This is a genomic window from Pseudomonas sp. FP215 (assembly GCF_030687795.1).
GTDB lineage: Bacteria > Pseudomonadota > Gammaproteobacteria > Pseudomonadales > Pseudomonadaceae > Aquipseudomonas > Aquipseudomonas salmasensis.
In genome coordinates this window covers 5925544-5937811 of the sequence record NZ_CP117447.1, presented here as the reverse complement: position 1 = coordinate 5937811, position 12268 = coordinate 5925544, and the positions used below count along the sequence as shown (strand labels likewise).

Genomic DNA, 12268 nt, shown 5'->3' with positions numbered 1-12268 from the left:
GTAACTATCAGATAAATAAGGATAAAAATATTATACGTAGGATTAGCCCACACCTTGACCCATACTTTGGCGGTGAATGGGTTGGGCCTGTGATCGGGAGGGTTTTGTGCTTTTTCCCTATTAAGGGGGGGGTGGGCCTGGTCGTTAGACAGACCTTGGGCTCATCATCTCATGCATTGCTACGGAAGCATCGACAGCCTCCTGGATTACACGCATTCGATTCTCTACGTTCGCAATCGCTTTTGCTTCCTCGTCAGCGGTTAGCGTTGGTAGCTCGTTTCCCATTGAAGTCTCCCACAGCGTGAGCCGCTTCAGGCAATGGCGCAGCTGCTTCTTGGTCTCCTCAATCCGTATCTGATTTAGTTCGTTCGCAAGCTTGCTTGTGTTGCGTGTGACCTTCGCCATCAGGTTTTCCTGGAGCCTTGTCTCTTTTTGCGCTTCGGCCAGGTTAGCTGCATCTTCGATAAAGCGCTGGATCAGCGCTGTTTCAGTTGTTCTGTGGTTTTTTGCAAGTCTCTTGAGCGTGGTCTTGGTTTCAAGCGGCAGTGTGAAGGAGCAGGTCTTTCTGCCTCCTTTGGATAGGCGATACCGCCTTTGTCTGATGGAGCTTCTCAAGCGCTCGATGAGCTTTACACCTTCAGCCTCGGATTCGAGGGCATGGATCGATCTGACCAGATAGCTGAAGTTGCTATCTGCAAGGGCGCTCAGGCTGTTTTGCAACGACGAAGAACATCGGCGCGATAGGTAGCTGGCAGCCCAGCGCCACTCATCGCTGTCCTTCTCATTGAGCCAGCTCGGTTTCATCTCTGTCCCTTTCAACCCCGTTCCTCCTGATCAGTACCCTCGGCAGGGTAGCGATAGCTCATAGCTATGATTTTTCGTTAACGGATTTGTTTATTGATCTGTTAGCAGGATCTTATCATGCGTTGTTAATGAATGTGTGAACAGGCCTGTTCGAGGAGTTGTTAACAGAACTGTTACATGAATTAGATATTCTGATTTTATAGGTATAAAATCTCATCTAAATTCGCGATATTTTGGTGGAATCTGTGTCGGAACTGTTAGCTTTATCGGAAGACCTAGAGATTAGTTCTGATTCTAGGTTCTTTCTTCAGGCCCTGATATGCCGAGAGCAGGCCCTTTTGACTACCTCGATCAAGGTCAAGCCGGTTGCGAAGCTCCTCTGTTTGACGGATAGGTTGGTCGGAGACGCCACGCGAGAGTTGGCCGAAGCTGGGTTGTTGGTGAACAAAAAACAGGCAGGTAAGGTGGGGCGTCCGGGGCAGGAATATGAGGCGTCGCAGTACCTCCTTGATCTGCTCGCTCGGCCAAGAGGGAGTACGCTTGCTCATCAGGAACTGGTCCTGCGTCTCTTTAATGAGCCGGAGATTTATGCCGAGGGGCCTCTGCATGAAGTAGATGGGGGGAACGAGAAGGCTGCTCGTAAGCAGATACGTAAGGATGGGCGGCCGGCAGCTCCTGGCGCTTGTGGACGCCTGGGGGCTGCCACGAGAATGGTTTTGGCTGCCCTTTTAACCTTTGCCGATCAGTGTGGGGTTGTGACCGTGGTGGGGGAGGCGAAGCTTCGAGCAATGACGGGTTTGAGTTCAGTTGCGCTCAAGCACCAGGTGAAGCGGCTAGTCAGCCTGGGTTTCATTCGTGTTCATATACCGGGTGTATCCAATGGCTTTTTCGTTGGGGCCAAGGTTCGCAGTACCTACTACCTGAACCTCGATCATCCGCAACTGGGTGAGCAGCACCCTAGATGTGCCGTGCTGGTTTATGCGGAGGCTGGGCCATCTCGCAATGAAAGGCTGGCCAGCGGCCTGCCTCCTGATGTTACAGGGGCTCTTCTTTCTTTGGGGCCCGCGGTGCTGGATGTGCTCTATCACAAGGTGGCCAGGTACACGTCGCATCTACTTTCATTGACATGGGGAGAGGGGCAGGGTGAGAAGTATGGCAACGTTCCTGCGTCTTTGGACGGCATGATCTTCCGAGAGCTAGAGCAATTGAAGGTCGGCAAGCCGGGGCAGAGCGATGCCGGTTACTACTGGCCTGGAGCGCCCGACCACTTCTTTGAAGTGGCATTTGAGTGGGCGGAGCACCTGAAGAAGAGGCTCAATGGAAAGGCTTGGCCGGGATACAAGCCCAAGTTGATCAGGCTGATCCCGGAGCCGAAACCAAGGTTGGAAGAGGGGGATGACCGCTTGAGGGTCGTTTCCCTGATCGTCTATCCGGTTCCCGAGAATCAGAAGGCCTGCATTGTCTATAAGGATGTCCGTGGTGGATTCCTTCGTGAGTTCGACAGCGAGGCTGACCTGAATGTGCGGAACCGCTACGAGTTTGGCTTGCTAACCGAGTAGGTGTCCGAGCCTTCGAGTTTTTTCATACCGCCTTTGCAGATCCTCTGAGCCACAGAGGAGCCTGCTCATGCGAATCATCCGTCTGAAAGAAGTCATCGACTCGACAGGTCTTGCCCGGTCGACCATCTACAAATACATCGCGGAAGGCACCTTCCCGAAACCGGTATCTCTGGGCGACCGCTGCGTCGGCTGGGTCGAGAGCGAGGTGCACGATTGGATCCTGGCAAGGATTGAAGAGCGCGACTTGGCTGAGGGTGCTTCAGTCCGACCTAGCCGCCTGAGTATGGCCAGCTAGAAACCACCATAAACGCCATGACCTGCTTTGGCAGGTCATGGCGTTTATGCCGTATGGGGATGGCTGAATTCTCAGCTAACTCTCCCAGGATTCAGATGGTTCAATTTCTCGGCTGGCACGGCAATGTTACTCCTCATTGACTTGCTAGGTTGGGATGGCGACGGGGGCTCGGAGCGGGATCTAGTTATATAGCTCTAGACTATCAATCCATAGTCAATCAATAGCTTACATGCGGATAGCTAACCAGCCACCACCCCCCAGCTGATGGGGTAGGTCATCGATTAAATAAATACACATCACGCACCTGATATGCAAACAACCAATCAGGTACACCACGATGACCAAGCGAAATACCTACATCCATTGCTCTCAGTCCGATATAGCCATTCAGATTGAGCGACTGATCAACGCCATCCAGCGTACAGATAGCCAAGCCTTCCGAATCACTTACTCGAAGCATGGAGATGAACAGGTCAATGAAACCAGACTGTCAAAATACTTCGATGGGATCGAGCAGATGGTCGCCTTATTCGAGGGTGACGAGGAGTATCAGTACAGTTGGCACTTGAGCCTTTTCCGGGAGGCCTGTCAGGCCATTGGGATGGAGCGCAGCCCATGTGGCATTACTTGCTTGAACAAAGGTGAGGCCCGCTATCTGAGCACCAGCGAGACGTTGAATGAACTGACTAAACACATCCGAACACTACTCATCAAAAAGCAATACAAGCGCAGGGAGCACGATCAGCGCTACGAGGCAATTCAGCAGAAGATCGAAGTCGGTCGCTACGTTGATGTTGTACTTGATCGCTACGCCCGTACCTGCGTGATCAGGGTTGATCTGTATTACCTTGCCGAGGCTCAAGCTAGGTCACGTGTGGAGCACGTATTCGACGATCTGAGTCGGTTGATGGCTGAGCGAGAGCGTAACCTGATTTTCGACCATGAGACCGGCTACATATGCAGCGTTGAGCAGGGGGAGGATCGGGGCTATCACATCCATGCTGCCTTCTTTTTCAACGGTGCTCATGTGAGCGCAGATATCTACAGGGCGCAGCGGATCGGTGAGCTGTGGGAGCGTATTACCCGTGGTCAGGGCTACTTCAACAACTGCAACCTCGAAAAAGAAAAATACCAAGATAGGGTGGGGGTTGGCCTAATCCACAAAAGGGATCTGATTGCACGGGGTAATGTGCATTACGCCATGCGTTACCTGGTCAAAAATGATCAACATCTGCGGCTCAAGCCCATGAGGGCGAAGTGTTTGCGCAAAGGTGCGTTGCGCAGGCTATCTGCCTGAAATCTTTACAGGCATCAGCCCGCATGCTGGTTCCCAGCTTTATGAGCGGTTAAGGTTCGGCCATCAGTAATTGTTCAGCACAGGGAGGCTGGTGTCATGTCACCATTGATCCTCAGCTCCCTGCATTCACTCGTTTAAAGGATTCCAGCGTGAATCAGCAACAGCAAAACCTAGCCGACTTCATCTGGAACGTGGCCGACGTGCTGAGTGGCGACTTCAGGCAGTCCGAATTCGGCCGCAACATCCTGCCGGTTACCGTATTGCGCCGGCTGGAATGCGTGCTGGAACCCACTTTCCTTATAGAACGCAGGGCTACCTTGATCCCCACTATCATCAGCGGTCGGATCGGTCAGATCGTTCAACAGGAGGCGGTATGAGCCAGGGTCGCAGTATTCGCCTGTTTCTGGTGGACGGAACGCCCAATGGCCTGCTCACTGCCGAGATCATGAACTGGACCGGCCATGTGCTGACCGGCCCGCGCAGCAAGCTGGCCGAGTTGGTGCAGCGCCCCGAGTGCGGGCGTACGGGTGTGTACTTTCTGGTAGGCCCTGATCCTGAGAACAACCTGCGCTCGAAGGTGTATATCGGCGAGTCCGATGACGTGGCCAAGCGCCTGAAGCAGCACAATCGCGCCGAGGCCTCCGAAGGTACAGCAGGCGGTAAGGATTTCTGGGAAAAGGTCTGCCTGGTCACCAGCAAAGACCAGAACCTGACCAAGACCCATGTGAAGCACTTGGAAAGCCTGCTGATTGGCATCGCCAACACCGTCGGGCGCTGTGAGCTGGTCAACGGCACCGCCCACGACTACGGCAACCTGCCGGAGTCCGACCGCGCCGACATGGCCTTCTTCCTGGCGCAGATTCGCACCGTACTGCCGGTATTAGGTTTTGACTTTTTGCGCGAGCTGGTCAGGCCGTCGAGCATGGTGGACAGCCCTGTGGGTGAGCCGCTTAGCGCGTCACCTCGCTTTGTTATGACGGCGTCCAAATATGGGGCGAGTGCCGCCGCACAAGAAATTGATGGCGAGTTTGTAGTGCTTAAGGGCTCAACTGCTCGGGCCGAGTGGGGTAACACGGCTCACAGCTACGAGAACCTTTTTAAGCTGCTCGTTGCCGATGGTGTGCTACAGACTGTCGATGGCGGCCGGAAGGTTTTTACCCGGGACTACGCATTTAGCAGCCCCAGTGCGGCGGCCGCTGTTATCCACGGACGTGCAGCCAATGGCCGTATAGAGTGGACGGTGGAAAGCACAGGACAGACCTACGCGGCCTGGCAAGATCAGCAGTTGAACAGTGTGACACCGGAGCCGGAGACCGCATGAGGCAGCCCGCCTGCAGCTTAGACGCTTGGCATAGTGCTCTGCATTCGCCATGTACAAGATGATTTGGTACACAGTGCGTTCCGTTTTTATCGGTTAAGCCAATTCGCGACGCGCGGCGTCGCGAATTGAGTTGGATGCAGTTCAACCACGTTTTTTTGGATTATCTGCAATGAACGAAGCAGCCCTGCAGCGCCACTTACGTGAGCATTTCCCCAAAGAGAATGCCGCCTGTGAGTGGAAGGAGTTCAAGAACCTGCGTCATGCCTTGGTTGGCAGTGCCAGCAGTGATGTGATCAGCTATATCTCGGCCATCGCCAACATGGAGGGTGGGCATCTGGTGATTGGTGTGGAGGATGCTACGCTGCGTATTGTCGGCATTCAGGACTTCAACAACCAGACAGTCGACAATGTGCGTCAGCGCCTGCTTGAGCGCTGCCGGGCACTCGACTCGGAAGCCTTCCGTGTCGAGTCATTCACCACAGCCGATACCGGCAAGACGGTGTGGGTCTTCCATATTCCCAAGCATCGGCCGGGGAGGCCGGTGTACGCCCATGACAGAGCCTGGCAGCGGCTGGATGATTCACTGGTGGAAATGCGCCAGGAACGTCTGGAGGCAATCCTGCATGAGGCCATCGATGTCAGTGATTGGTCGGCACAGCTTGTCGAGGGGGCAACGCTCGATGACCTTGATCCCCAGGCTGTTGCTTTGGCCCGAGAGAAGTTTGCCGAGAAGCATCGCAATGCGCCTTTCGCTGCTGAAATTGCGGACTGGGATCTGGCGACCTTCCTGGATAAAGCCAAGATCACCATTCAGGGCCAGATCACGCACACCGCGTTGTTGTTGCTAGGCAAGCCTGAGGCGTGCCACTTTTTGCCCACGCTGGCGCAAATCACCTGGAAACTGATGGGCGAGGAACAGGCCTATGAGCACTTCAGTCCACCCTTTCTGCTCAGTACTACGCAGGTACTGCATCGCATCCGGAATATAGGCTACAAGTTGTTCCCGCAAAATCAGCTGCTCGCCACTGAGGTGAGCAAGTACGACACACGGGTGATTCTGGAAGCGCTGCACAACTGCATTGCTCACCAAGACTACCAACTGCGCTCGCGTATTTTGCTGACTGAGCGGGTTGACCGTTTGGTATTCGAGAACGCTGGCGGTTTCTTCGAGGGAAAGCCTGAGGATTATTTCAGCGGCGAGCAGACCCCTAGTCGGTATCGTAATCCTTGGCTGACCCAGGCCATGGTCAGCTTGAACATGATCGACACCATGGGTTTTGGTATCCGCACCATGACCCTGTCGCAGCGTAAGCGTTATTTTCCGTTGCCCGATTACAGCAAGTCTAATGCGAACAAGGTGGTGCTGGAGATCTACGGCCATGTGATTGACGAGAACTACACCCGTCTGTTGCTAGAGCACCAGGATTTGCCGCTCAACACCGTGATGCTGCTAGATCGGGTGCAGAAGAAACAGCCGATCACTGACGATGCGGCAGCAATGCTGCGTAAGCAGGGGTTGATCGAGGGGCGTAAGCCGAATTACTACGCCGCCGCTCAGATCGCGCAAACCACTGACAACAAAGGCGACTACATCCGTAATCGAGCGTTCAATGACGCCTATTACAAGGACACGATTCTGGCTTATCTCGCTCAATACGGATCTGCGACCCGGCGGGATATTGATGTGCTGATTTTAGACAAGCTTTCGAACGTCCTAGACGAGAAGCAAAAGCAGAACAAGCTGCGCAATTTGCTCCATGCCATGTCGAAGCGTGACAAAACCATCGTAAAAAGAGGTAGTTCGCAGCAAGGTCGGTGGACGTTAATCGGTCTTGAAAAAGACAAGGTTTAGACAAGCTGTAGATAAGGTTTAAGACAAGCCGGGCGATGTCAGCTGGACTTGAATATGAATTTGAGAGGGGAAGCCATAATGATGCGGCGCTGCCCTTGCCCCTTTGGGGAGTCACCTCTCCTCCATAGACGGCGCTAAAAACCATAGAAGTGTTCCGATGGCGAGGATTCTGTCTAACCACGCTGACTGCTTGGAGCAAGCCAGAAAATCTGTGCCGTAATCGGTGGCCCGAAACCACCTAGCCGGTTAAAGTTCCGCATCGTTCAAGGCTACACGCAGGGAGGCGGTGCAAGAACGCCTTCCTAACAGTGCGTGAACCAGCAAAACCAATCCCAGGGGAATATGTGACAACCGATTCGCTTGACCAAATTATGCACAATGCTACGAGCGGAGTGAGTTCCGATCAGGAGTCGCCATCGCTCGCCTGGTCGGAGGCGGATCTGCTGAAGTTTCTTGCCCAGGCATGGGACCAGTACACCCCCGCGCACATAAAAGTCATCGGGCGGTTGCGGCTGGCCGAAGGGGACTCTTTCGGGTTCCTAGAGGGCCTGCATCATGCAGAGACAGGTATCAAGCTTGGATCTCCGTCAAGGAATTCAAGAGTGCACCAACGGGTGTTTGTGCCGGGATCAGAGATCAAGGATTTCCAGAGTCGCTGGGGAAGTGCGACCTACGCAGTTGCTGAGTTGGAACTGTCGCCACTGGAAGAAAGGCAGAAGCAAGACGATCCATTCACTTGCAAGGTCCGTCGCGGCACTCTGGCGGCGCTCAGCCATATACCTGAAAGCTGGGGGGTTCGTAGCATCGATTCAGAGTCGGTGCCGCTGATCGCGGAGATGGCCCGCCAAGCCATTGATGAACGCTTGGCTGGTGAGACGGCTGAGGTCGAGGAGAGGTTGCGCTCGGTGCGTTCGACGCTCGAAGAGGTGACCTCGGAGAAGCGGTTGTTCGATGATGAACTTGGGCGAGTGGAGCGAGAAGTTTTGCAGCGAATGGATCGCATCGAATTGCTTGACGCGGAATATATGAAGAAGAGAGAGGTGTTGGATAAAAAAAACAGCGAACTGGAAGCCCTCCTCAGGGAAAGAGGCGAACGCATGGTCGCGCTCGATCTCGTCGACAGGGCTGATCTAGAAAAAGTGTTCCCCCCCAAAGGGACGCCCGATGTACGAGAAGGGCACATCTTCCGGGAGGCGCTTGCCGGAAACCTCCAGCAGCTAGCTTCGTTTATCCAGGCGCATCTTTGGCGCAAGGGCATCCGCTATACCCGCGCGCACCTGCTCGACTTCATCACCCTGTTGCGCAGCAACGACCTGATCGTACTCGCAGGTGACTCTGGCTCCGGCAAGACCAGCCTGGTGAAAGCTGTGGCCTCCGCTGTCGGGGGACGCTGCACAATTGTGCCGGTGAAGCCCAACTGGACCGGTTCGGACGATCTGCTTGGCTACTACAATCCAATTGAGCGGCGTTACCACCCATCACAGTTCCTGATGGCGCTACTCGATGCCGCGCGCGAGCCAGAGATTCCGTATTTCATTTGCCTCGATGAAATGAACCTTGCGCGCGTGGAGTACTATTTTGCCGACTTCCTGAGTTTGCTTGAAACACGCGGCGAAGCGCCCTGGATCCACCTGTACTCTTCGGCGGAGGAGAAACAGGCCGTTATCGATAACAAAATCTTCCTTGCGCTGGAGGAAGAGGCCAGGAAGCGCGCTGGTCTTCCGGACGACGCCTCGTTCAGCGATATTCTGATGAACGATCAGGCCAATTTTGAGCTTCGCAGACTGGCGGGCTTCCAAGAGGCTGACACTGTACTCAATCACCACGCGAAGATCAGGCGATCGCTCTCGGGACTAATCGACATTCCGGCCGGATTCCGATTCCCGACGAATGTCTGGATCATCGGGGCGATCAACGTGGATGAGACTACGCATTATCTTTCGCCAAAGATCCTCGATCGTGCGCACGTCCTGCGGTTCCGGAACCCGGTGTTGATGGACTGGGATGAGGTTGAGGGCGAGTTGACGGAGTTCGACTTAGACCTGGATCTACCGATGAACATGCTGGCCGCCGATATCGGTTTCCGCGCCGAGTACCCGGCCTTCAATCAGGCCGATCCGCAGGTAAAACTGTTGGTCAGCCTGGCGCGGGACTATCTCGATCCGCTGGGCATCGAGTTCGGCCTGCGAGCAATCCGGCAATCGCTCAACTACATCCGTAGAGGTGAGGAAGCCGAAATTGGTACAGTGGCTGCTTTAAATAACATCGTACTGCACAAGATTCTTCCAAAAATCATCCTCGATGTGGAGAAGGTTTCGACCAATGGGCAGAAACGACGGGATGTGCTGATTGGCCTCAGGGATTCACTGGCACAGACCTTGGATGGCCTTGACCAGAGCCAGGTGACCGAGTCTGCTGTTGAATCCCTAGATGAGTTGATCGCGCGCGCTGAAGGCAACAACGGCATTGCCAACTTCTGGGCCCGGTAATGCTTCCGGAAATTGAAGCTCGCTATCTGATGATTGACTGGCGGTCGGAAGGTGTCGCCCGGGCAATCGAGGTTGCGCCGGTACCGCTGGAGATAGAGTCGCTCGCTGAAGGTGGGTTTATTGTTGAATGCACGATTTTCAACGATTTTCATCCGTGGCTCGGTATTCGCCTTGGGTCTGGGTTTGAAGAAGTAGTGCCTGTTTTCGTGACTGCATCGGGACAGGAAGCCCCTATGCTGCGGGTTGCAGATCAGCTAGGTGGTGGGTGCTGGTGGTTGCATCATGATGGCTGGGATCACTTTGGTAAGCGCCATCTGAGCGAGCTTCAACGGAGTGCAGGTGTCTACAATTTCCGGATAGGCGATGTAATGCTGCAGGTTAAAAATCACCTGTCAGCATTTGGTTGCGCCGATATCCAGGCGTATGTCGATGACTTCCGGGGTGATCTGCTCTGGATGATCATGAACGATACCGCTGGAGCCACCGCAGCGGGCAAAGGTGCAGGGACTGGGGCCGAGCTCATTGAGGCGCTGGAAAAATTGCATGTTGCGTCGCAACGGGTTCTGGCATCTCCCTCGGTTACCATTCGGGAGGGGCGGGCGCCGCAGCCTGTTGCGAAGTTGCGTCCAAATACGGTGAGCTTCCGCGAGTATGCGCGTAATCCAGAAGCCCGCCAGCTCACGGGCAGGGTCTTTAACGAATCGGCGGACACCGCCGAGAACCGCTACCTACGGCATATGTTGGCGGTTTCCCTGAAAGTGGTCGATGCCTATATTTCGGCGGCCTCACTGCAGTCCGACTTTCTTGACCGGCTAGCTTTACAGGAGAGTGAGCGCGCCCGGCGCAACCGTGAAATGAAAATGCGCCTTGTTGATCCCGAGGTGTTCGATCAGCAGACGGAAGAGATCAAGCGCAAGCTGGATGCACTTGCGGACTTCAAAGATCTGTCCGGAGATGAGGCGGGCCGAGTGGGTCGGTTTCCGATTCGTTTGGGTAATAGATATTTTTTCGAGTTCTCTTTTTATTACACGCCACAGGAGACTGTGGAGAGCAATGTGGCCAGCCCTGTCGACTACAGAGTGGTTGTGCTGCCTAAAGATTTGTTCGAGCTAATTCTCGGAACACATCACTTCTGCAAAGACTTTACGCTCTCAGGGTGCGTGGAATCTTGCGTGAAGCTTACGTCCAAAGGGCAACGATTTCGCCAGATCACCTTCACCTCGGTGCATGAGGTTTCGTCGCAAACGAGCGCGCTTGAGAAAAGGGCAGGGAAGAGACGAGACTTGGAGGAAAACAATTGGCTTGTTCGTCTTTCCAGTAATGAGTTGCGTGAGCTTAAGCGCGAAGCGGACATCGGTGAGCGGCGCGCGGAACAATCTCTGGAAAAGAAGAGAGTTATTTCTTTGTCAGTTGAGGAAATAGCGCGGCGGGCGCGAAGGTTGGTGGAAATCGACACTGGCTTTGGTTGCTTGGGCATTTCGCCCAGTCCGAATTTCCCACTGGGAATGCGGCTCGTATCCAATCCGGATTACGCCGCCTGTGTGTCGGCATTTAATAAAGTTCGCCAACTCTTCGATCGCGGCGGCCTGGATCTGTCGAAATTGGACGAGATCAGCAGCATAGGGATCCTTCATGCCAGTGATATCTATGAAAAATGGTGTCTGCTTAATATCTTCAAGTTGTTGATGCATGACTTCCGCTTCGAGCCCGAGCGTGGCTGGGAAGAAAAACTGGTTGCGACCTCGCTCGCGCGGGCAAGCAACGTCAAGTTCGAGTTTTCGCGTGACGACCTGGAAATTAAGGTTGCCCTCACCTGCCAGGCAGACATGCCCACAGGGCGACGGCCTGATTTCGTTCTAGAGGTTATCTATACGGGCAAGGAACAGTCTGAGCGTTTCGATCGCGAAAGTGGATGGCGCGGAGGCATCGTGATGGACGCCAAGTTCAGGAGCAACTGGAAGAAAGATGGGTTGCACCGTATGCTTGACGAGTTGGTTCTGGCGAAAGGCTACGACAAGGCGGTGGGAAGCGGAAAGGTCTTTATCCTGCAGCCTTGCGAGTTCACAGCTCGTCCCGCGGCGTCACCCCTCGAATGGGGGGCGCATAGTGATTACGGCAGGACGCAATCCCATCGCCAGGGGTGGATACAGACCGGCGTGGCGTCCACCGGGGCACGCTCGACTCAGCACCTCAAGCGCCTGCTGGCAATGGTATTGCAGAGTTCATTTCCTGAGCCGTATGAAGAACGCGATGACAATAACACCTGGACATCCTGCAGCTTCTGCCTAGGTTGTGGCGAACGCCATGTTTCTGCAGCAATCCAGGCAAAGAGTACGAAAAGCGGGGCGACGAGATGGCTTCTTGACTGTAAGCACTGCGGAGTGTGGACCGTTAGGACCCATTGCTACGGTTGTGCGGCGCCGCTATTCAAGAACGGAACGATGTGGACGTACCACAACACTGTCGCCGATCAGGTGACCAATGTGATCTGCCCTAGCTGTGGCTCCTACTTTGACGCGGGGTTCAGTTGAATCACCAATCTATTGGCAAGCACAGGCCCGCCGGTTGAGATGTCCGCCTAATTATCTCTGGTTCGTCACTATCACGGCCTGTTATCATCATTTTTAGCAGGACTAATGATGGCAGTATGG

Annotated in this window: 8 protein-coding genes and 1 pseudogene; 8 read left to right on the top strand and 1 reads right to left on the bottom strand. The window is 54.5% G+C overall.

Annotated features, from left to right (window positions below; all coding sequences use genetic code 11):
- Window positions 1-144: 144 nt before the first annotated feature.
- On the bottom strand, window positions 145-819 hold the full coding sequence (locus tag PSH76_RS26860; RefSeq protein WP_305493212.1) for a hypothetical protein: 675 nt from the start codon (window positions 817-819) through the stop codon (window positions 145-147).
- A gap of 323 nt (window positions 820-1142) precedes the next feature.
- Between PSH76_RS26860 and PSH76_RS26855 the strand changes: the two genes are divergently transcribed.
- The 8 genes and pseudogenes from PSH76_RS26855 (at window position 1143) to PSH76_RS26820 (ending at window position 12148) form a co-directional block, all read left to right on the top strand.
- On the top strand, window positions 1143-2363 hold the full coding sequence (locus tag PSH76_RS26855; RefSeq protein WP_305493211.1) for a hypothetical protein: 1221 nt from the start codon (window positions 1143-1145) through the stop codon (window positions 2361-2363).
- Between the two features lie 67 nt (window positions 2364-2430).
- Complete coding sequence (locus tag PSH76_RS26850) at window positions 2431-2658, top strand: AlpA family transcriptional regulator (RefSeq protein ID WP_305493210.1); 228 nt, start codon at window positions 2431-2433, stop codon at window positions 2656-2658.
- Between the two features lie 337 nt (window positions 2659-2995).
- A complete protein-coding gene (locus PSH76_RS26845; protein WP_094987819.1) occupies window positions 2996-3955 on the top strand; it encodes an inovirus-type Gp2 protein in 960 nt (319 codons plus the stop codon).
- 149 nt (window positions 3956-4104) lie between these two features.
- Window positions 4105-4248 (top strand): annotated as a pseudogene (locus PSH76_RS26840) (type I restriction-modification system subunit M N-terminal domain-containing protein); the annotation flags it as partial.
- An 80-nt stretch (window positions 4249-4328) separates the two neighbouring features.
- Complete coding sequence (locus tag PSH76_RS26835; protein ID WP_094987820.1) at window positions 4329-5276, top strand: GIY-YIG nuclease family protein; 948 nt, start codon at window positions 4329-4331, stop codon at window positions 5274-5276.
- Between the two features lie 169 nt (window positions 5277-5445).
- Window positions 5446-7128: an RNA-binding domain-containing protein gene (locus PSH76_RS26830; RefSeq protein WP_305493209.1), complete on the top strand. Its 1683-nt coding sequence runs from the start codon at window positions 5446-5448 to the stop codon at window positions 7126-7128.
- A 344-nt stretch (window positions 7129-7472) separates the two neighbouring features.
- Window positions 7473-9617, top strand: a complete 2145-nt coding sequence (locus tag PSH76_RS26825; protein WP_305493208.1) for an McrB family protein — start codon at window positions 7473-7475, stop codon at window positions 9615-9617.
- The gene (locus PSH76_RS26820; RefSeq protein ID WP_305493207.1) at window positions 9617-12148 is read left to right on the top strand and encodes a hypothetical protein; all 2532 of its coding nucleotides are present in this window, start codon (window positions 9617-9619) and stop codon (window positions 12146-12148) included. The genes PSH76_RS26825 and PSH76_RS26820 overlap by 1 nt, the downstream gene beginning before the upstream one ends.
- Window positions 12149-12268: the final 120 nt, after the last annotated feature.